A 23,952-nucleotide genomic window follows, 5' to 3' on the forward strand; every position below is an offset into this window, starting at 1 on the left:
ATGTCCCGTCGCGATGGTGACGCCCTTCCCCTGACAGCGGCCCAGCGCGAGATCTGGCTGGCCGAGCAGCGCTCCCGGACGCCGATTCCCGGCTATCGCGTCGGCGAGTGCCTGGAGATCCACGGGCCGGTGGACCGGGAGCTGTTCGAGACCGCGCTGCGCCGGGTGGTCGACGAGGTCGACGCCCTGCACGTGACCTTCGTCGATGACGGCGAGGGTCCGCGCCAGGTCCTCCGGGAGAGCTGGAACTGGGCTCCGGCCCATCTCGACCTCAGCGGGGAGCCCGACCCCCGGGCGGCGGCCGTGGCATGGATGGAGCGGGACCTGCTGCGCCCGCTGGACCTAGCCCGTGACCCGCTGTTCGGCCACGCGCTGATCAAGGCCTCGCCGACGGAGTACCTCTGGTACCTGAACTACCACCACGTGGTGCTGGACGCGATCAGCAGCTCCATGCTCCGGCAGCGGGTCGGCGAGGTGTACTCGGCACTGGCCGAGGGCGGCGCCGTGCCGCCCTGCCCGTTCGGCTCGCTGAGGGATCTGGTCGACAGCGACGCCGCCTACCGCGCCTCCGCCGACTTCGCCGCCGACCGCGCCTACTGGACCGAGCGCTTCGCCGACCTGCCCGCCCCGACCCGGCTCACCGACACCTCCGCGACCGACCCGCACCGTGCCCTCCGGCTGGCCGAGGAGCGGGAACTGCGCCGCCCGGACGCCCTGCGGGCAGCGGCGGGACGTTCCGGCGTCCGGTGGTCCCGCCTGGTGGTCGCGGCGACGGCGCTCTACGCCCACCGCCTGACCGGAAACCAGGACGTGGTGCTCGCCCTGCCCGTCACCGCCCGCCGGGGCGCCGACCGCGACCTGACGGCGGTGCCGGGCACGACGTCCAACGTGGTGCCGCTGCGGCTGACGGTCCGGCCGGACATGCCGTGGCGCGAACTCGTCGCCCAGGCGGCGCGGGAGGTCGAGACGGCCGTCGCGCACGAGCGCTACCGCAGCGAGGACCTGCTGCGGGACCTTGGCGCCCCCGGCAGCATCGGGACGGCGTTCCCGCTGATCGTCAACATCATGGCCTTCAACTCCAGGCCGAGCTTCGCCGGGCACCCGGCCTCCGTGCACCACTTCGTGTCCGGGTCGACCACCGACCTCGCCGTCTGGGTCTTCGACTACCGGGACGGCAACCCGCCGCTGCTCCGGCTGCACGGCTCGCCGGAGGCGTACGGCCCCGACGACCTCGCCGGCCACCAGCAGCGGCTGCTCGCCCTGCTGGACACCCTCGCGGACTGCGACCAGGACGAGCCGGTGGGCCGGATCGAACTGCTCACCGCCGAGGAGCGCCGCGAGCTGGCGGAGCTCGGCTCCGGACCGGTGGCGCAGACCCCGGCCACGAGCCTGCCGGCGCTGTTCCGGGAGCACGTCCGGGCGACTCCGGACTTGGTCGCGCTGGTGTGCGGCGACGTCTCGCTGACGTACGCGGAACTGGACGCGCGGGCCAACCGGCTGGCACACGCCCTGATCGCCCGGGGAGCGGGCCCGGAGCGGCGGGTGGCGGTGGCCCTGCCGCGCTCGGCGGAGCTGGTGGTCGCGATCCTCGCGGTGCTGAAGACCGGGGCGGCGTACGTGCCGGTCGACCCCGAGTACCCGGCCGCCCGGATCGCGTACCTGCTCGACGACGCCCGGCCGGCCCTGCTGGTCACGGACTCCCGCAGCGAGGGGCGGCTGCCCGAGGCCGGGCCCGTCGACCGGCTGGTACTCGACGCCCCGGAGACGGCCGCCCTGGTGACCGACTGCCCGGCGGCCGACCCGATGGTGGCCGTCGACCCGGGCCTCCCGGCGTACGTCATCTACACCTCCGGTTCCACCGGACGGCCCAAGGGCGTGCTGCCGACCCACGGCGGCCTGCTCGACCTGCTCACCGACCTCCGGCAGGTGCACTTCGCGCCGCTACTGAAGGAGCGGCAGCGGCTGCGGGTGGCGCTGACCACCTCGGTGTCCTTCGACGCCTCCTGGAACCAGCTGTCCGCCCTGTTCGGGGGCCACGAGCTGCACGTCCTGGAGCACGCGACCTGGACCGACCCCGACGCCTTCGTCGACTACGCGGCGCGCTGCGGACTGGACTACATCGAAGCCACCCCGTCCTACCTCCAAGTGCTCGTCTCCCACGGGCTGCTGAGTGACCCGCAGCGGCGACCGGCACTGGTCGCGGCGGGCGGCGAGGCCGTCCCGGAGCGGCTGTGGGAGCAGCTGCGGGCGGCGGAGGGAGTGTCCTGCCTCAACCTCTACGGACCGTCCGAATGCACCGTCAACTCGGTGGTCGCGCCGCTGGAGTCGAGCCCACGCCCGGTGATCGGCCGGCCGGTCACCAACGCCCGGCTGTACGTGCTCGACGGCGCCCTGCGGCCGCTGCCGACCGGTGCGGCGGGTGAGCTGTACATCGCGGGCGCGGGACTGGCCCGGGGCTACCTCGACCGGCCGGGGCTGACCGCCGGGCGGTTCGTCGCGGACCCGTTCGGGCCGAGCGGGTCGCGGATGTACCGCACCGGGGACCTGGTGCGGTGGGGCTCGGACGGGAACCTGGAGTTCCTGGGCCGCACCGACGACCAGGTCAAGATCCGCGGCTTCCGGGTCGAGCTCGGTGAGATCGAGGCCGTTCTCGCCGAGCACCCACAGGTCGCCCGGGCCGCCGTGATGGTGCGCACCGAGGAGGAATCCCGGCTGGTCGCCTACGCGGTGCCCGAGCCCGGCGCCACCGTGACCGGCCCCGCCCTGCGCGACCACCTGCGTGACCGACTGCCCCGGCAGCTCGTGCCGGCCGCGTACGTGCTGCTGGACGCGCTGCCGATGACCCCGAACGGCAAGCTCGACCGGCGGGCTCTCCCGGCGCCCGAGCGACAGTTTGCCGCGCCCGGCCGCGCACCGCGCACCGCGACCGAGCACCTGCTCGTCGGGTTGTTCGCCGAGGTGCTCGGGGTGGCCGAGCCCGGCCTCGACGACAGCTTCTTCGACCTCGGCGGACACTCCCTGCTGGCCACCCGGCTGGTCGCCAAGGCCCGCTCGATCCTCGGCGTGGAGCTGCGGCTCGGCGACCTCTTCGACGCACCGACGGTGGCGGAACTGGCGGCGGCCGTGGATGTCGCGGGCCGGGCCCGTCCGGCGCTGGGGCGGCGCGAGCGGCCGGAGGCCGTCCCGCTGTCCTTCGCGCAGCGCCGGTTGTGGTTCCTGCACCGCATGGAGGGCCCGAGCGCCACTTACAACATCCCGCTGACCCTGCGGCTGTCCGGGAGTCTGGACCGACGGGCCCTGGAAGCCGCCCTGGCGGACGTGGTCGAGCGGCACGAGAGCCTGCGCACCGTCTTCCCGACGGTCGACGACGAGCCCTGCCAGCGGGTGCTGGACCCGGAGGAGGCCCGGCCCCGGCTGCGGATGACCGAGCTCGGCGAACGAGAACTGCCGGAGCAGCTGGCGCAGGCGGCCCGATACGGCTTCGACCTCGCCGAGGAACCGCCGCTGCACGCCGAACTCTTCCAGCTGGCGGACGAGGAGCACGTACTGCTGCTGGTGGTGCACCACATCGCCGGCGACGGCTGGTCGATGGGGCCACTCTCACGGGACCTCACGGCCGCCTACGCTGCCCGCGCCGAGGGCGCGAAGCCGGAGTGGTCACCGCTGCCGGTCCAGTACGCCGACTACGCCCTCTGGCAGCGGGAGCTGCTCGGCGACGGCTCGGACCAGGACGGCCTGCTGAACAGCCAACTAGCTTATTGGCAGGACCAGTTGGTCGACCTGCCCGAACAGGTCGAGCTGCCGTTCGACCGGCCCCGGCCGGCCGCGATGTCCTACCGGGGCGCCCACCTGCCGGTGCGGATCGACGCCGAACTGCACCAGGGCCTGCGTGCGCTCGCCCGGGACGGCGGGGCGAGCCTCTTCATGGTGCTCCAGGCCGGACTGGCCGCCCTGCTGGGCAAGTTGGGCGCGGGCACCGACGTACCCGTAGGCACGCCTATCGCCGGACGCACCGACGAGGCCGCGGACGACCTGGTCGGCCTCTTCGTCAACACCCTGGTGCTGCGCACCGACCTCTCCGGCGACCCGTCGTTCACCGAACTGCTGGGCAGGGTGCGCACCGGCGCGCTGGCCGCGTACGCGCACCAGGACGTGCCGTTCGAGCACCTGGTGGAGGCGCTGAACCCGGCCCGGTCGCTGGCGCACCACCCGCTGTTCCAGACCATGCTCGCGTTGCAGAACGCGCCCCTCGGCACGTTCGACCTGCCCCGGCTGCGGGTGGCGACCGACCTGGTCCACACCGGGACGGCCAAGTGCGACCTGACCTTCATCCTGGCCGAACAGCCAGGCGAGGACGGCCTGTCGGGCGTGGTGGAGTACAGCACCGACCTGTTCGACGAGGCCACCGTGGCCGGGATCGTCGAGCGGTGGCAGCGGCTGCTGCGCGCCGTCGCCGCCGACCCCGGCCGGCGGATCGGCCAGGTGGACGTGCTGTCCGCCGACGAGCTCCGCGCGCTGCTCCCGGCGCGTACCGACCGGAGCGAGGCACCGTCGGAGAGCAGCCTGACCGCGCTGTTCGAGCGACAGGTACGGGCGAACCCGGCCGCCGTCGCCCTCACGGACGGCGAAGTCACCCTGACGTACGGCGAGTTGAACGCCCGCGCGAACCGGCTCGCGCACGCCCTGATCGACCGGGGGGTGCGCCCGGAGCAGCGTGTGGCGCTGGCCCTGCCGCGCTCGGCGGAGCAGGTCGTGGCGGTGCTCGCCGTGCTGAAGGCGGGCGGCGCCTACCTGCCGGTGGACCCGCAGTACCCGGCCGCCCGGATCGCCTACCTGCTCCAGGACGCCCGGCCCGCGCTCCTCGTGACCACGAGCCGGATCGGCGACCTGCCGGGCGCGGACCCGGTGGACCGGCTGCTGCTGGACGCGGACGACCTGGACGGGCTGCCGGACACGGACCCGGAGGTTCCCCTCGACCCGGGCCACGCCGCCTACGTCATCTACACCTCCGGCTCCACCGGCAACCCCAAGGGTGTGGTGGTCTCGCACCGGAACGTGGTGCGGCTGTTCGGCACCACCGAGAACCTGTTCGGCTTCTCCGCCGAGGACGTCTGGACGCTCTTCCACTCCTACGCCTTCGACTTTTCGGTGTGGGAGCTGTGGGGTCCGCTGCTGCACGGCGGCCGTCTGGTGGTCGTGGACCACGAGACCAGCCGCTCGCCCGGCCGCTTCCTGGAACTCCTTGCCCGCGAACGGGTGACCGTGCTCAACCAGACGCCCTCCGCGTTCTACCAGCTGATGCAGGCGGACGCCGAGCACCCCCGCGAACTCGCTCTGCGGACCGTCGTGTTCGGCGGCGAGGCGCTGGAGCACGCCCGGCTGGCGAGCTGGTACGAGCGACACCCGGACGACGCGCCGCGGCTGGTGAACATGTACGGCATCACCGAGACCACGGTGCACGTCACGTACGCGGCGCTCGACCGGGCCGGAACCGCCGCCGGCGAGATCGGCGCGGCCATTGCGGACCTGCGGACGTACGTGCTGGACGCCCACCTGCGGCCGGTGGCCCCGGGCGTGCCCGGCGAGCTGTACGTCGCGGGTTCAGGGCTGGCGCGCGGTTACCTGAACCGGCCCGGCCTGACCGCCGGGCGCTTCGTGGCCGACCCGTTCGGACCGCCGGGATCGCGGATGTACCGCAGCGGCGACGTGGTGCGCCGCGCCGCCTGGGGGTCCCCCCGGCCGGAGGCTGGGGGAGGCAGTGGTCTGCGCTACGTCGGCCGGGCCGACCAGCAGGTGAAGGTGCGTGGCTTCCGGATCGAGCTCGGCGAGATCGAGGCGGCGCTGGCCGCGCACCCCGGCGTCGCCCAGGTCGCTGTCCTGGCCCGGCAGGAGCGGGCCGACGACACCCGGCTGGTCGCGTACCTGGTGCCGGCCGTGGGTACCGCAGCGAGTTCGGCCGAACTGCGCGCGCACCTGCGCGAGCGGCTGCCGGAGTACATGGTTCCGTCGGCGTTCGTCGTGCTGGACGCGCTGCCGCTGACCGCCAACGGCAAGCTGGACCACCGGGCCCTGCCCGCCCCCGACCTCGCCCCGGCGGCCACCGCCCGCGCGCCGCGCACCCCGCAGGAGCAGGTCCTCTGCGAGCTGTTCGCCGAGGTCCTGGGCGTGGCGTCGGTCGGTGTCGAGGACGGCTTCTTCGACCTGGGCGGGCATTCCCTGCTCGCCACCCGCCTGGCGGCCCGGATCCGCGCGACGCTCGGCGTGGAAATGCCGCTGCGCACCCTGTTCGAGGCGCCGACCCCGGCCGGCCTGGCCGCCGCCCTGGTGGCGGCCGGACCGGCGCAGACCGCCCTGGCACGGCGTGAACGCCCCGAAGCGATCCCGCTGTCGTTCGCGCAGCGGCGGCTGTGGTTCCTGCACCAGCTGGAGGGCGCCGGCGCGAACTACCACATCTCCCTGGCCTGGCGGCTGTCCGGGGATCTGGACCGGCGAGCCCTGGAGTCCGCGGTGGCGGACGTGGTGGCCCGGCACGAGAGCCTGCGCACCGTCTTCCCGGCGGTCGACGGCGTGCCGTACCAGCAGGTGCTGGATGTCGAGGCAGCCCGCCCGCGGCTGCTCGTCAGCCGGACCCCCGAGTCCGAGCTGCCGGCCGTCATGGCGGAAGCGAAGGCCCGTCGGTTCGACCTGGCGGTCGATGTGCCCCTGCGTGCCGGTCTGTTCGAGCTGGCGGCGGACGAGCACGTGTTCCAGGTGGTGCTCCACCACATCGCGGGTGACGGCTGGTCGCTGGGCCCGCTCGCACAGGGCCTGACCACCGCCTACACGGCGCGCTGCCGCGGCGAGGAGCCGCAGTGGGAGGAGCTGCCGGTCCAGTACGCCGACTACACCCTGTGGCAGCACGAGCTGCTCGGGGACGCGGCCGACGGGGACAGCCTGTTCGCCCGCCAGGCGGCCTACTGGACCCGACAGCTGGCCGATCTGCCCGAGCAGCTCCAGCTGCCCGGCGACCGGCCCCGCCCGGCGGTCGCCTCGCACCGCGGCGGTTCCGTACGTGCCGGGCTGGACGCCGAGCTGCACCGCGGGCTGCGCGAACTCGCCCGCGCCCACGGCACCAGTCTGTTCATGGTGCTCCAGGCCGGTCTCGCGGTGCTGCTGAGCAAGCTAGGCGCGGGCGACGACATCCCGGTCGGCAGCCCGGTCGCGGGCCGGACCGACCAGGCGCAGGACGAACTGGTCGGCTACTTCGTCAACACCCTGGTGTTCCGGAACGACACCTCGGGCGATCCGACGTTCGCCGAACTGCTTGGCCGGGTCCGGGAGACCGCCCTGGCCGGGTACGCGCACCAGGACCTGCCGTTCGAGTACCTGGTCGAGGCACTCAACCCGGTCCGGTCGCTCGCGCACCACCCGCTGTTCCAGGTCATGCTGGTGCTGCAGAACGCACCCCGGGCCGACTTCGCGCCGCCCGGGCTGCGCGTCGGCGACATGCCGTCGACGTCGACCACCGCCAAGCTCGACCTGATCTTCACCATGTCCGAGCGGCACGCACAGGACGGCACCCCGGAGGGGATCGACGGGTCCGTCGAGTACACCGGCGACCTGTACGACCCGGCCACCGTCGAGACGATGATCGAGCGGTGGGAGCGGCTGCTCCGCGCCGTGGTCGCCGACCCGCAGCGGCGGCTCAGCCGGTTCGGTCTGCTCACCGCCGAGGAGCACGGTGAGCTGACGGCGCTGGGTACCGGACCGGCGGCCCAGGCCTTCACCGAGAGCCTGCCGGAGCTGTTCCGGGCTCAGGTGCGCGCGACTCCGGATGCCGTCGCGCTGGTAGGGCCGGAAGCGTCGCTGACCTACGCGGAGTTGGACGCGCGGGCGAACCGGCTGGCGCACGCGCTGATCGCGCGGGGCGCGGGGCCGGAGCGGCTGGTGGCAGTGGCGCTGCCGAGGTCGGCCGAGCTGGTGGTGGCCATCCTCGCGGTACTGAAGAGCGGCGCCGCGTACCTCCCGGTCGACCCGGAGTACCCGGCCGCGCGGATCGCCTACATGCTCGACGACGCCCGGCCGGTCCTGATGGTGACCGACTCCCGAACCCGGGGCCGGCTGCCGGACGGCTCGGCCGGGTGGCTGGTGACCGACGACCCGGAGGCGGCCGGGCTGGTGGCGGGTCGCCCGGCGACGGACCCCGCGGTGGCCATCGACCCGGCCCATCCGGCCTACGTCATCTACACCTCCGGTTCCACCGGCAAGCCCAAGGGCGTGGTGGCGACGCACGGCGGCCTGTCCAACCTGTTCGCCGACCAGTGTCCGCTGATCTTCCGGACGGGGGAGCGGGTGCGGGTGGGGCTGACCACGTCCGTGTCGTTCGACGCCTCCTGCGACCAGCTGTTCGCCCTGTACGCCGGCCACGAGCTGCACGTCCTGGACGAGGCGACCTGGACCGACCCGGATGCCTACCTTGCGTACGCGGCGCGGGCCGGGCTGGACACGGTCGGCGGCACCCCGTCCTACCTGCAAGTCCTCGTCGATCACGGGCTGTTGGACAACCCGCGGTGGCGTCCGTCATGGGTCGGGCTGGGCGGGGAGACCGTTCCGGAGCACCTGTGGGAACGGTTGCGGGCGGCCGACGGGGTGTTCGCCCTGAACTACTACGGGCCGGCCGAGTGCACGGTGGACTCGGTCGTCGCGCCGCTGGAGTCGAGCCCGCGCCAGGTGATCGGCCGTCCGCTCGGCGGTGTCCGGCTGCACGTGCTCGACGCCGCGTTGCAGCCGGTGCCCGCGGGTGTACCGGGTGAGCTGTACATCGCCGGTGCGGGGCTGGCGCGCGGTTACCTGAACCGGCCGGGCCTGACCGCGGGACGGTTCGTGGCGGACCCGTTCGGTCCCAGCGGGTCGCGGATGTACCGCACCGGTGACCTCGTGCGGTGGGGGTCGGACGAGAACCTGGAGTTCCTCGGCCGCACCGACGACCAGGTCAAGATCCGGGGCTTCCGGATCGAACTCGGCGAGATCGAGACGGCGTTGGCGGAACACCCGCAGGTCGCGCAGGCCGCCGTGACCGTCCGGCAGGACCAGGCAGGGGACACCCGCCTGGTCGCCTACCCGGTGCCCGCCACCGGGGCGGAGCTCCGGCCGGAGGACCTGCGGGCGCACCTGCGCGGGCGGCTGCCCGACTACATGGTGCCGGCCGCGTTCGTCTCCCTCGACGTCCTGCCGCTGAACGCCAGCGGCAAGCTGGACCGGCGCGCCCTGCCCGAGCCGGAGTACGCAACGTCGCGGGCCGGCCGGGCCCCGCACACTCCTCAGGAACAGGTACTGGCCGAGCTGTTCGCCGAGGTACTGGGTCTGCCTCAGGTCGGTGTCGACGACGACTTCTTCGACCTCGGCGGGCACTCCCTGCTGGCCACCCGGCTGGTGGCCCGGGTCCGTGCGGCCCTGGGCGTGGAACTGGCGCTGCGCACCCTGTTCCAGACCCCGACGGTGGCCGGGCTGGCCGCCGGGCTCGGCGGCGCGGACCGGGCCCGGCTCGCCCTGGGGCGGGCGGAGCGGCCCGATCTGGTGCCGCTGTCGTCCGCCCAGCGGAGGCTGTGGTTCCTGCGCCAGCTGGAGCGCGCCGACTCGGTCTACAACATGCCGCTCGCGTGGCGGCTCTCGGGACCACTGGACCTGGCGGCCCTGGAGGCGGCGCTGGGCGACGTCGTCGACCGGCACGAAACCCTGCGCACGATCTTCCCTGCCGCGGACGGCGTGCCCTACCAGCAGGTGCTGGCCACCGCAGTGGCGCGCCCGAGGCTGTCGGTCACCACGGCCGACGAGACGGACCTACCGGAACTGCTGACGGGGGCCGCAGCGCGCGGATTCGACCTCGCGGCCGAACCGCCGCTGCGCGCCGAGGTGTTCGAGGTCTCGGCGGACGAGCACGTGCTGCTCCTGGTGATGCACCACATCGCCGGTGACGGCTGGTCGCTGGGCCCGCTGGCCGCCGACCTGGCCACCGCGTACGCGGCACGCCGCCAGGGTCAGGAGCCGCAGTGGGCGCCACCGCCCGTGCAGTACGCCGACTACACCCTGTGGCAGCAGGAGCTGCTCGGCGACCCGGCCGACCAGGACAGTCTGTTCGCCCGCCAGCAGGCCTACTGGACGGAGCAGTTGGCAGACCTGCCGGAGCAGATCCGGCTCCCCGCCGACCGCCCTCGCCCCGCGACCCCCTCCTACTCCGGCGGCCACCTCGCGATCGAACTGGACGCCGAACTGCACGCCGGGCTGGTCCAGTTGGGCCGGGAGCACGGTGCCAGCGTGTACATGGTGCTGCAGGCCGCCCTGGCATCGCTGCTGGACAAGCTCGGCGCGGGGACGGACATCCCGGTCGGCAGCCTGATCGCGGGCCGGACCGACGAGGCCCTGGACGACCTCGTCGGATTCTTCGTCAACACCCTGGTGCTCCGCACGGACACCGGTGGCGACCCGACCTTCGCCGAGCTCCTTGGCCGGGTCCGCGAGGGCGCGCTGGCCGCGTATGCGCACCAGGACCTGCCGTTCGAGCACGTCGTCGAGGCCCTCAACCCGTCCCGGTCGCTCGCCCGTCAGCCGCTGTTCCAGGTGCTGCTCGCGCTGCAGAACGTGCCCCGCACCGAGTTCGCGCTGGACGGCCTGGTCGCCGAGATCGTCCTGGTGCGGACGCCGACGGCGATGTTCGACCTCGGCTTCCACCTGCTGGAGCGCGGCGGCACCGGCGGGCCGGCCGAGGGCATCGTCGGGCGGGTCGAGTACAGCACCGACCTCTTCGACCCCGCCACGGTGGAGGCACTGGTCGCCCGGTGGCTGCGGCTGCTGGCGTCGGTGGTCGCCGAGCCGGACCGGCCGCTGAGCCGGATCGACGTCCTCACCGCCGAGGAGCGGCACGAGCTGCTGGTCGTACGCAACGACACCGCCTGCCCGGCTCCCGATGCCGGCCTGCCCGCTCTGTTCGAGGCGCAGGTCCGGGCGACCCCAGAGGCTCCGGCGGTGGTGTTCGAGGACACCGTGCTGACCTACCGGGAGCTGAACCGCAGGGCCAACCGCCTGGCGCACGCGCTGATCGCGCGCGGGGTGGGGCCGGAGCAGGTCGTGGCCCTCCGACTGCCGCGCTCGGCCGAGCTGGTAGTCGCCGTCGTCGCGGTGCTCAAGACGGGCGCGGCCTATCTGCCGGTCGACCCGGACTACCCGGCCGCCCGTATTGCGTACATGCTGGAGGACGCGCGGCCGACCGTGGTGCTCGACGACCTCGCGGCCGTCACACCGGACGGGGACCTGCCGGAGCACGACCCTGCCGTCGCCGTGGACGCGCGCCACCCGGCCTACGTCATCTACACCTCGGGCTCCACCGGTAGGCCCAAGGCCGTGGTGATGCCCGCAGCCGGGCTGCTGAACCTGCTGGCGTGGCACCACGGGGCCGTCGGTGGCGAACCCGGCACGCGTACCGCGCAGTTCACCGCGATCAGCTTCGACGTCTCGGTGCAGGAGACACTCTCCGCGCTGCTGTACGGCAAGACCCTCGTGGTGCCGACCGAGGAGCAGCGCCGCAGCGCCGAGCTGTTCGCCCGCTGGCTGGACCGGCAAGGGGTCGAGGAGCTGTTCGCGCCCAACCTGGTGGTCGAGGCACTGGCCGAGGCCGCCGAGGAAGCCGGGCTGGAACTACCCAGCCTACGGCTGATCGCCCAGGCCGGTGAGGCGATGCGCCTCGGCGGTGCCGTGCGCCGATTCCAGGCCCGCCGACCGGGCCGGGAGCTGCACAACCACTACGGGCCCGCCGAAACCCACGTGATCACCGCCTACCCGCTGCCGGCCGACCCCGCCGACTGCCCGCTGCCGGTACCGATCGGCCGCCCGATCGCCAACTGCCAGGCATACGTACTGGATTCGGCGCTGCGACCGGTCGCCCCCGGCGTGCTGGGCGAGCTGTACCTCGCCGGGGCGGGACTCGCCCGCGGCTACCTGAACCGGCCCGGGCTCACCGCCACGCGGTTCGTCGCCAACCCGTACGGTCCGGCCGGCGCGCTGATGTACCGCACCGGTGACCTGGTCCGCTGGCGCTCCGACGGCGAGCTGGAGTTCGCGGGCCGGGTGGACCACCAGGTGAAGATCCGCGGGTTCCGGGTCGAGCCGGGCGAGATCGAGGCCGAGCTGGCCGCGCACCCGGGTGTCGCCCAGGTCGCGGTGCTCGCCCGGGAGGACCGAATCGTCGCGTACGTAGTTCCCCTGGCCGGGGCGACCGCGGTGGCGCTGGCGGCGTACCTGCGCGAGCGGCTGCCGGACTACATGGTCCCGTCCGCGTTCGTGCTGCTGGACGTGCTGCCGTTGACGCCGAACGGGAAGCTGGACCGGGCGGCGCTGCCCGCGCCCGAGCCCGGCACGACCGCCGGTGGCCGGGCGCCGCGCACGCCGCAGGAGCAGATCCTGTGCGAGCTGTTCGCCGAGGTGCTGGGCGTGCCGCGGGTCGGGGTCGACGACGGCTTCTTCGACCTGGGCGGGCACTCCCTGCTCGCCACCCGGCTGGTTTCGCGGGTCCGGGCGACCCTCGGGGTCGAGCTGGAACTGCGCAGCTTGTTCCGGGCGCCGACACCTGCCGCGCTCGCGGCCGGGCTGCACGACGCCGGCACCGCGCGGCAGGCCCTGGTACCTCAACCTCGCCGCGAACCGATGCCGCTGTCGTTCGCCCAGCGCCGGCTCTGGTTCCTCCAGCAGTTCGGGGCGCCGAGTGCGACCTACCACATGCCGCTCGCCCTGCGGCTGTCCGGCGACCTCGACCGGGCCGCTCTGAGCGCCGCGCTCGCGGACGTGGTGGCCCGGCACGAGACCCTGCGCACGGTCTTCCCGCACACCGCCGGAGTCCCGTACCAGCGGGTGTTGGACACCACCGAGGTCGCCGTCCCGCTGACCGTACGCGCGGCCGGCGAGGCGGAGCTGCCCGCTCTGCTGCGCGAGGCGGCGGTACGGGCATTCGACCTGACCTCGGAAGTACCGCTGCGGGCGGAGCTGTTCGCGCTCGCGCCGGACGAGCACGTGCTGCTGCTGGTGATGCACCACATCGTCGGGGACGGCTGGTCCATGGGCCCGCTGGCCCGTGACCTCGCCGCGGCCTACACCACCCGGCAGGGTGGCGGGGCTCCGGCATGGCCGCCGCTGCCGGTGACGTACGGCGACTACACCCTGTGGCAGCACGAGATCCTCGGCGACGAGCACGACACGGGCAGCGTGTTCGCCCGCCAGGTCACCTACTGGACCGAGGCCTTGGCCGGGCTGCCCGAGCAACTGCAGCTGCCTGCCGACCGACCGCGCCCGGCCACCATGTCGTACGGCGGCGACCTGCTGGAACTCCGGATCGACGCCGAACTGCACGCGGCACTGGTGGGGTTGGCCCGAAGGTCGGGTGCCACCCTGTTCATGGTGCTGCAGGCCGCGCTCGCCGCGCTGTACACGCGGATGGGCGCGGGCACGGACATCGCGATCGGGAGTCCGATCGCGGGGCGTACCGACGAGGCGCTGGACGATCTGGTCGGGTTCTTCATCAACACGCTGGTACTGCGCACCGACACCAGCGGTGACCCGAGTTTCACCGAGCTGCTGGGGCGGGTGCGGGAGACGGCGCTGTCGGCGTACGCGCACCAGGACGTGCCGTTCGAGCACCTGGTGGAGGCGCTGAACCCGTCCCGCTCGCTGTCCCACCACCCGCTGTACCAGACCGGGCTGGTCGTGCAGAACGCGCCGGGTGCTGACTTCGAGCTGCCGGGCCTCCAGGTTTCCGGAGTGACCGTGCTCACCGGGACCGCGCGGCTCGACCTGACCTTCGGGTTCGCCGAGGAGCACGGGCCCGACGGCGCGCCGGCCGGGCTCAGCGGCGCGGTCGAGTACAGCACCGACCTGTTCGACCGCTCGACGGTCGAGGCCCTGGTCGCCCGGTGGACCAGGCTGCTGGCCGCGGTCGCCGCCACGCCCGACCAGCCGATCGGCAGGATCGACCTGCTGTCCGCCGAGGAGCGCCGCGAGCTGCTGCCCGCCGTCGAGGGCGGGGCGGCCGGGGTGGGCCTGCCGGAGTTGTTCGAGGCGCAGGTGACGGCGACGCCGGACGCGGTCGCGCTGGTGTGTGGCGAGGCCGAGTTGACGTACCGACAGCTGAATGCCCGGGCGAACCGGTTCGCGCATGCGCTGATCGCCCGGGGCGTCGGTCCGGAGCAGGTCGTGGCGGTGGCGTTGCCGCGGTCGGTGGGGTCGGTGGTGGCGGTCCTGGGTGTGCTGAAGGCCGGGGCCGCGTACCTGCCGGTGGATCCGGCGTACCCGGCGGCACGGATCGCGTTCATGCTGGACGACGCGCGGCCCACGGTGGTGATCGACGACCCGGCGACAGTGACCGATGGAAACTGGCCGGACACCGACCCGCAGACCGCGCTCGACGCCCGGCACCCGGCCTACGTGATCTACACATCGGGCTCGACCGGCCGGCCCAAGGGCGTCATGGTGAGCCACACCGGCGTGTCGGGCCTGGTGGCGGCGCAGGTCGACCGGCTCGGCGTGGCGCCGGGCAGCCGCGTTCTCCAGTTCGCCTCGCCCAGCTTCGACGCGTCCTTCTGGGACCTGTGCGGTGCCGTGCTCACCGGCGCCGCCCTCGTCCTGGCCCCGTCCGAGGCCCCGCTGGAGGCCCTGACGGACCGTCGGCTCGACGTCACCCACGTGACGCTTCCGCCCTCGGCCCTGGCCGCGCTGGAGAGCGCCGACCTCACGGCCACCACGCTGGTGGTGGCCGGTGAGGCCTGCACGCCGGAGCTGGTGGCCCGGTGGGCGCCGGGCCGGCGCATGATCAACGCGTACGGTCCGACGGAGACGACGGTGTGCGCGACCATGAGCGACCCGCTGTCCCCTGGAGCGGGCGTGCCGCCGATCGGCCGATCGGTCGCGGGCTTCCGGGTCTACGTCCTCGACGAGCGGCTGCGCATCGTGCCGCCGGGGGTGGCGGGGGAGTTGTACGTCGCCGGCCCCGGTCTGGCGCGCGAATACCTGAACCGGCCCGGGCTGACGGCCGGGCGGTTCGTCGCCTGCCCGTTCGGCCCGGCGGGTGCGCGGATGTACCGCACGGGCGACCTGGTACGTCGGCGAACCGACGGCGAGCTGGAGTACGTCGGCCGCGCCGACCAGCAGGTGAAGGTCCGCGGCTTCCGCATCGAACCCGGCGAGATCGAGGCGTCCCTGACCGAGCACCCCGCGGTCGCCCAGGCCGCCGTCCTCGCCCAGGACGACCGGCTCGTCGGCTACGTGGCGGCGCGTCCCGACACGGTCGTACGTCCGGCGGAGCTGACGGCGTATCTGCGCGACCGTCTGCCCGACTATCTGGTGCCGTCGGCGTTCGTGCTGCTGGACGTGCTGCCGTTGACGCCGAACGGGAAGCTGGACCGGGCGGCGCTGCCCGCGCCCGAGCAGGTGGCCACGGCGACGGGTCGGGCGCCGCGTACGCCGCAGGAGCAGATCCTGTGCGAGTTGTTCGCCGAGGTGCTGGGCGTGCCGCGGGTCGGGGTCGACGACGACTTCTTCGACCTGGGCGGGCACTCCCTGCTCGCTACCCGCCTGGCCGCGCGGGTGCGCTCGGTGCTCGGTGTGGAGCTGGGGCTGCGCGCGCTGTTCCTGGCGCCCACCGTGGCCGGCCTGGCCGAGGCGCTGGCCGGGGCCGGTCACGCCCGCCCGGCGCTGACCACGCGCGAGCGGCCGGACGCGGTGCCGCTGTCCTTTGCCCAGCGCAGGCTCTGGTTCCTGCACCGCATGGACGGCACCGCCGCGACGTACCACATCCCGCTGGCGCTCCGGCTGACCGGGACGCTCGACCGGGCGGCGCTGGACGAGGCGCTGGCCGATGTGGTGGCCCGGCACGAGAGCCTGCGGACGGTCTTCCCGGAGGTCGACGGCGTACCCCGTCAGCTCGTCCTGGACCCGGCCGAGGCCCGCCCCCGGGCGGGGCTGACCGAGGTGTCGGAGGCCGAACTGTTCGCACGGCTTGCCGAGTTCGCACGGCAGCCCTTCGACCTGGAGGCCGAAGCACCACTGCGGGCGGAGCTGTTCGCGCTGGCGCCGGACGAGCACGTACTGCTGCTGGTGATGCACCACATCGCCGGCGACGGCTGGTCCACCGGCCCGCTGGCCCGCGACCTGGCCGAGGCGTACGCCGCCCGGTGCGAGGGCCGGGCGCCGCACTGGCCGGCCCTGACGGTGCAGTACGCCGACTACACGCTCTGGCAGCGCGACCTGCTCGGCGACGCCGCCGACCCGGAGAGCCGGTTCACCGGACAACTCGACTACTGGAAGCGTCAGCTGTCCGACCTTCCGGAGCTGCTCCAGCTGCCCGCCGACCGGCCGAGGCCGGCCGTCGCCGGCTGGCGCGGGGACCACGTCGGCCTGGAGCTGAGCCCCGAACTGCACGCCGCCCTGGTGGAGTTGGCCCGAAGGTCGGGTGCGAGCCTGTTCATGGTGCTGCAGGCGGCGTTGGCGGCGCTGTACACGCGGCTGGGTGCGGGCACGGACATCCCGATCGGGAGTCCGATCGCGGGCCGTACCGACGAGGCGCTGGACGATCTGGTCGGGTTCTTCGTGAACACGCTGGTGCTGCGCACCGACACGAGCGGTGATCCGACGTTCGCCGAGCTGCTGGACCGGGTGCGGGAGACGGCGCTGTCGGCGTACGCGCACCAGGACGTGCCGTTCGAGCACCTGGTGGAGGCGCTGAACCCGTCCCGCTCGCTGTCGCACCATCCGCTGTTCCAGACCATCCTGGCCGTGCAGAACGCTCCGATGGGCCGGTTCTCCCTGCCCGGCCTGGACGTCGCCACCTACGCGGTGGCCACCGGAACCGCCAAGTTCGACCTCGGTGTGAGCCTCGTCGAACAGTTCGGTCCGGACGGCAGCCCGGCGGGGATCGTCGGCGCGGTGGAGTACGCCACCGACCTGTTCGACCGCTCGACGGTCGCAGCCCTCGCCAGGCGCTGGACGCGCCTGTTGGAGGCGGTCACCGCCGACCCGGACCGGTCGATCGGACGGATCGAGCTCCTCGATGCCGACGAGCGGCACCGTTTGCTGGAGCGGGGCAACGCGACCGCCCGGGAGGTGGATGCCGTCCCGGTGCCGCAGGCGTTCGCGGCGCAGGTGACGGCGACACCGGACGCGGTCGCGTTGGTGTGTGGCGAGGCCGAGTTGACGTATCGGCAGCTGAATGCCCGGGCCAACCGGTTCGCGCACGCTCTGATCGCCCGGGGCGTCGGTCCGGAGCAGACCGTGGCCGTGGCCCTGCCGCGCTCGGTGGAATCCGTGGTGGCCGTCCTGGGCGTGCTGAAGGCCGGGGCCGCCTACCTGCCCGTGGATCCGGCGTACCCGCAGGCGCGGATCGCGTACATGCTGGCGGACGCCCGGCCGGCACTGATGGTCGACGACCCGGCGCTGGTGACCGAGGTGTCCGCGTGGCCGGAGACCGACCCCGTGGTCGCGCTCGACGTCCGGCATCCGGCCTACGTGATCTACACCTCGGGCTCGACCGGACGCCCCAAGGGCGTCGTGGTCGGCCACGGCGGCGTCGCGAGCCTGGTCGCCGCACAGATCGAGCGCTTCGCGATCGAACCCGGCAGCCGGGTGCTCCAGTTCGCCTCACCCAGCTTCGACGCCTCGGTGTCGGAGATCTACACCGCCCTGCTGCGCGGCGCGGCCCTGGTGCTGCCCCCGACGGCGGACCCGGTCGCGGCGCTGACCGACCGGGACCTCGCGGTCACCCATGTGACCGTGCCCCCGTCCGTCCTCGCCGCCGTGCCGGAGGGCTCGGTGCAGGTGTCGACACTGGTGGTGGCGGGTGAGGCGTGCCCGCCGGAACTGGTGGACCGCTGGGCGCCGGGCCGGCGGATGATCAACGCGTACGGTCCGACGGAGACGACGGTGTGCGCGACCATGAGCGACCCGCTGTCCCCGGGAGCGGGCGTGCCGCCGATCGGCCGTCCGATCGCCAACGCCCAGGTGTATGTGCTGGACGAGCGGCTGCGGCCGGTGCCGACGGGCGTGGCGGGGGAGCTGTACGTCGCGGGCGCGGGACTGGCGCGCGGCTACCTGAACCGGCCGGACCTGACGGCCGGACGGTTCGTCGCCTGCCCGTTCGGGGCCGGTGAGCGCATGTACCGCACCGGAGACCTGGTGCGCTGGCTGGGCGACGGCGAGCTGGAGTACGTCGGCCGTGCCGACGACCAGGTGAAGGTGCGCGGCTTCCGGGTCGAGCCCGGCGAGGTCGAGGCGGCGCTGGCCGAGCACCCCGCCGTCGCCCGGGCCGCCGTCGTCGCCCAGGACGACCGGCTCGTCGGCTACGTCGTCCCGCACCAGGACGGGGCCCGGGACAGCGGCCTGGAAGCGGACCACGTGGGCGAGTGGCAGGACATCTACGACGCCCTGCCCATCACCCCCGAGGAAACCGGCTTCGGCCAGAACTTCGTCGGCTGGAACAGCAGTTACGACGCCAGCCCGATCCCTGGCGAGCAGATGCGGGAGTGGCGGGACGCCACCGTGGCCCGCATCCTGGCCCTGCGCCCCCGCCGGGTGCTGGAGGTCGGCGTCGGCACCGGACTGCTGCTCTCGGGGATCGCACCGCACTGCGAGACCTACTGGGCGACGGACTTCTCCGCCACGGCGGTCGACGCGCTGACCGCGCAGGTCGCCCGGCAGGACGACCTGGCCGAGCGTGTCGTGCTGGGGACCCGCCCGGCGCACGACACCGAGGGCCTGCCGGCCGGGTGGTTCGACACCATCGTGATCAACTCGGTGGTGCAGTACTTCCCGTCCGCCGACTACCTCGCTGACGTGATCGGGAAGCTGATGCGGCTGCTCGCCCCCGGCGGCACGCTCTTCGTCGGCGACGTCCGCAACCTGCGGCTGCTGCGCCCGCTGGCCACCGCGGTCCAACTGCACCGCACCGGTGCCGACGGCGACCTCGCAGCGGTGCGCCGCGCGGTGGAGCAGGCAGTGAGGGTCGAGAAGGAACTCCTGATCGACCCGGACTTCTTCACCGTCCTGCGGGAGCACGGCACGGACATCGGCGCGGTGGCCGTGGAGGTCAAGCGCGGCCGCCACCACAACGAACTGACCGGCTACCGCTACGACGTGACGTTGCACAAGGCCCCGGTTGTTCCGGCGGCCCCGGGCCAGACGGTCGAGCTGGAGTGGGGCCGCCGGCTCGCGGGACTGGCCGAGCTGCGCGAACTCCTTGCCCAGCCACCCGCTGACGTACTGCGGATCACCGGAGTGCCGAACCGTCGGGTGCTGCGCGAGGCCGCCCTCTCCCGGGCGGTGCAGAACGGCGACGGCTCGCTCGCCGAGCTGCTGGAGCGGCTGCACGGCCCGGAGGAGAGCGAACTCCCCGACCCGGAGGACTTCCGTGCCATCGGGCTGGAGTTCGACCGCTGGGCGGGCGTCACCTGGTCGGCCACCGTGGCCGACGCCCTGGACGTCGTCTTCGCCGACCCGCGGGCGCAGCACGCCTCCCCGGTCGAGCCGTACCGGTCGGCCCGGACCGCCGGCACGCCGCTGTCGTCGCTGACCAACCGCCCGACCGGTAGCCAGGGCGCCGGCGCCCTCATCGGTGAACTCCGCGAATGGCTGCGCGGACGACTGCCCGACTACCTGATCCCGTCGGCGTTCGTGGCGCTGGAGACGTTGCCGCTGACGGCCAGCGGCAAGCTCGACCGCCGCGCGCTGCCCGCGCCCGACCTCGGCCAGGCCGGAGCCGGGCGGGCGCCGCGAACCCCGCAGGAACAGCTCCTCGCCGAGCTGTTCGCCGAGGTGCTCGGCCTGGCCCAGGTCGGCGTCGAGGACAGCTTCTTCGACCTGGGCGGGCACTCCCTGCTGGCGACCCGCCTGGCCTCCCGCGTCCGGGCGACCCTCGGCGCGGAGCTCGAAGTCCGGACATTGTTCGAGACACCGACCGTGGCCGGACTGGCGGCCCGCCTCGACGGCTCTGGCACGGCGCGGCCCACGCTGACCGCCCGGCCGCGACCCGAACACGTGGAGCTGTCCTTCGCCCAGCGCCGCCTGTGGTTCCTGCACCGGATGGACGGGCCCAGCGCCACCTACAACATGCCGCTCGCGCTGAGCCTGACCGGTGAACTCGACCGCCCGGCCCTGCACGCCGCGCTCGCGGACGTGATCGCCCGGCACGAGAGCCTGCGGACGGTCTTCCGCGAGACGGACGGCGTGCCCTACCAGGTGGTGCTGAGCGCTTCGCGGGCGCACCCGGAGCTGCCGGTGGTCGAGCTCGACGAGAGCCGGCTGGCCGAGCGGCTGGCCCAGACGGCCCGGCGAGGCTTCGACCTGGCGGCGGAGCCACCGGTACGGGCGGAGCTGTACGCGCTCGCGCCCGACCGGCACGTGCTGCTGGTCGTGGTCCACCACATCGCCGCCGACGGCTGGTCGATGGGGCCGCTCTCCGGCGACCTCGCGGCCGCCTACACGGCGCGCTGCCGTGGCGAGGAGCCGCAGTGGGCCCCGCTGCCGGTGCAGTACGCCGACTACACCTGCTGGCAACGCGAGCTGCTCGGCGACACCGCCGACCCGGACAGCCTGTTCGCCCGGCAACTGGCCTACTGGAAGGATGAGTTGGCGGGCATTCCGCAGCAGGTGCAGCTGCCCGCCGACCGGCCCCGGCCGCCGGTGGCCTCCCAGCAGGGCAGCCGGGTCGTGGTCCGGCTGGACCCCGAACTGCACCAGGCACTGCGAGACTTGGCCGCCGCGCGTGGCGCCAGCATGTTCATGGTGCTCCAGGCCGGCCTCGCCGCGCTGCTCACCCGGCTCGGCGCCGGCACCGACATCCCCGTAGGCAGCCCGATCGCCGGCCGTACCGACCAGGCGCTGGACGACCTCGTCGGCTTCTTCGTCAACACGCTGGTGCTGCGCACCGACACGAGCGGCGACCCCGGCTTCGCCGAACTGCTCGATCGGGTGCGGCAGAAGGCGCTCGCCGCCTACGACCACCAGGACGTGCCGTTCGAGTACCTGGTCGAGGTGGTCAACCCGGCCCGGTCGCTGTCGCACCACCCGCTGTTCCAGATCATGCTGGCCCTGCAGAACGCGCCGGTGGGCGAGTTCGCGCTGCCGGGCCTGTCGACCGGCCACATGGAGGCGTCGACCGGGACCTCGCGGGTCGACCTGACGTTCAGCCTGGCCGAGCAGTTCAACCTCGAGGGCGGCCCCGACGGCCTGGTCGGCGCGGTGGAGTACGCCACCGACCTGTTCGAACCGGCCACCGTGGAGCTGCTGTTCGAGCGCTGGGCGCGGCTGCTGCGCGCGGCGGTCGCCGACCCCGGCCGGCCGATCAGCCGGATCGACATCATGTCCGGCGAGGAACGCCGCCGGCTGCTGTCCGAGTCCACCGGCGCCGCGGTCGAGCTGCCCGAGGCCGCGCTGCCGGAGCTGTTCGCCAACCAGGTGCGCGCCACCCCGGACGCGGTGGCCGTCGTGGCCGGCGCCACCGAGCTGACCTACCGGGAACTCGACCTGCGGTCCAACCGTCTAGCGCGGGCACTGATCCGTCAGGGCGTACGACCGGAGACACCGGTCGCGGTGCTGCTGGACCGCTCGGCGGACCTCGTCGTGGCGCTCCTGGCGATCATCAAGGCGGGCGGCGCCTATGCGCCCCTCGACTCGCGCTTCCCGCAGTCCCGGATCGACCTGATCCTCCAGGAGGCCGGGGCCGCCCTGGTACTCAACGAGGACGTGCTGACCGCGTTGATCGAGGGCGAGCCTGACTCGTCCGGCATCGAAGTGCGCTGCGACCAGCGGCAGTTGGCGTACGTGATGTACACCTCGGGCTCGACCGGCCGGCCGAAGGGCGTGGCCGTCACCCACCGCGATGTGGTGGGCCTCGCGCTCACCCCCGAGTACCACGGGGGTGGACACGAGCGGGTGCTGATGCACTCCCCGACCGCCTTCGACCTCTCGACCTACGAGCTGTGGGTGCCGCTCCTCAACGGCGGCCGGGTCGTGGTCGCACCGCCCGAGCGGCTCGATCTCGACCTGCTGCAGCACACGATCAGCACGCACGGGGTGACCGGACTGTGGCTGACGGCCGGCCTGTTCCGCCTGGTCGCCGAGGAGCGGCCGGCCCTGCTCGCGGGGGTGCGCGAGGTGTGGACCGGCGGTGACGTGGTCTCCCCGGCCGCCGTCGCCCGGGTGCTGGAAGTCTGCCCGGGCATCGAGGTGGTCAACGGCTACGGGCCCACCGAGGCCACGACCCTGGCCACCTGCCACCCGGTGCACAGCCTCCCCGGGAACGCCGCGACCGTGCCGATCGGCGGGCCGATGGCGAACATGCGTGCCTACGTCCTCGACGAACGCCTGCGGCCGGTGCCCACGGGCCTGGTCGGCGAGCTGTACCTCGCGGGGACGGGCGTGGCCCGCGGCTACCTCGGCCGACCCGGTCTGACGGCGGAGCGCTTCACCGCCGACCCGTACGGGCCGCCCGGGAGCCGGATGTACCGCACCGGCGACCTGGCGTGGTGGCCGGCCCAGGGCACACTGGAGTTCGCCGGACGGACCGACCATCAGGTCAAGCTCCGCGGCCTGCGGATCGAGCCCGGCGAGATCGAGGCGATCCTCGCGAACTGCCCGGGCGTCGCCCAGGCGGCCGTCGTCGCCCGCGAGGACAGGCCCGGCGACAAGCGGCTCGTCGCCTACCTGGTACCCGGCCCCGAGGGCACGCCCGAGGCGGGCGAGCTCTCCGGGCGACTGCGCCGTGAACTGCCCGACTACATGGTGCCGTCGGCGTTCGTCACCCTGGACACGCTGCCGCTGACCGCCAACGGCAAGCTGGACCGGGCCGCCCTGCCCGCCCCCGAGTACGGGGCGCAGGGCACCGGACGCGGCCCCCGGACGCCGCGGGAGCAGCTGCTGTGCGGCCTCTTCGCCGAGGTCCTCGGCCGGGAACAGGTGCACATCGACGACAACTTCTTCGATCTGGGCGGGCACTCGCTGCTGGCCGCCCGCCTGGCCTCCCGCGTCCGCGAGACCCTCGGCCTGGAGCTGGGCCTGCGCATGCTGTTCGAGGCACCGACCGTGGCCGGCCTCACCGAGCGCCTGGTCATGGACGACCCCGACGATGCGTTGGACGTGGTGCTGCCGCTGCGTTCGACCGGGGCCGGCACGCCGCTGTTCTGCATCCACCCCGGCGGCGGCATCAGCTGGTCGTACAGCGGGCTCCTGAATCACATCGGTCCCCAGCACCCGGTCTACGCGATCCAGGCGCGCGGTCTCGGCCGCCCCGAACCCCTGCCGACGTCCTTCGAGGAGATGGCGGCCGACTACGCCGACCAGATCCGCAAGATCCAGCCCGAGGGCCCGTACCTGCTGCTCGGCTGGTCCGCCGGCGGGCTGATCGCCCACGCGATCGCCTGCGAGCTGCAGGCGCGCGGCGAGCGGACCGCGCTGCTTGCCATCCTCGACGCCTACCCGGTGAAGGACGTGCAGTTCGAGGAGATGCCCGTGCCCACCGAGCGGGACGTGCTCGTCGGCGTGCTCGACGTCGACCCGGACGAACTGGGCGACCGGGAGCTGACCTACGCCGAGGTCGCCGAGGTCCTGAACCGGCGCGGCAGCGCGCTGCAGGGCCTGACGGAGCAGCAGATCGAGGTCATCGTCCACATCATGATCAACAACGCGAAGCTGGCGGTCGACTTCGTCCCCACCGGGTTCGACGGCGACCTGCTGCTGTTCAACTCGACGATCGACCGCGACGGGGACGATGCCGGGCCCGCGACCTGGCGCCCGTACATCGCGGGCCGGATCGAATCACACGAGATCACCACCCGGCACAACCGGATGACCGAAGCCGGCTCGCTGGCCCAGATCGGACCGATCCTGGCCGCCCGCCTCGCCGAGGCCACCCGTGACACCACCCTTTCCCACCTGGAGGACTGACCC

1 protein-coding gene is annotated in these 23,952 nt (G+C 73.5%); it reads left to right on the forward strand.

The window, feature by feature from the left end; genetic code table 11:
• On the forward strand, positions 1 to 23,949 hold the full coding sequence (locus ACFWXC_RS30780; protein WP_384483537.1) for a non-ribosomal peptide synthase/polyketide synthase: 23,949 nt from the start codon (positions 1 to 3) through the stop codon (positions 23,947 to 23,949).
• The last annotated feature ends 3 nt before the right edge of the window (positions 23,950 to 23,952 follow it).

Source organism: Streptomyces sp. NPDC058683 (assembly GCF_042716195.1).
Lineage (GTDB): Bacteria > Actinomycetota > Actinomycetes > Streptomycetales > Streptomycetaceae > Streptomyces.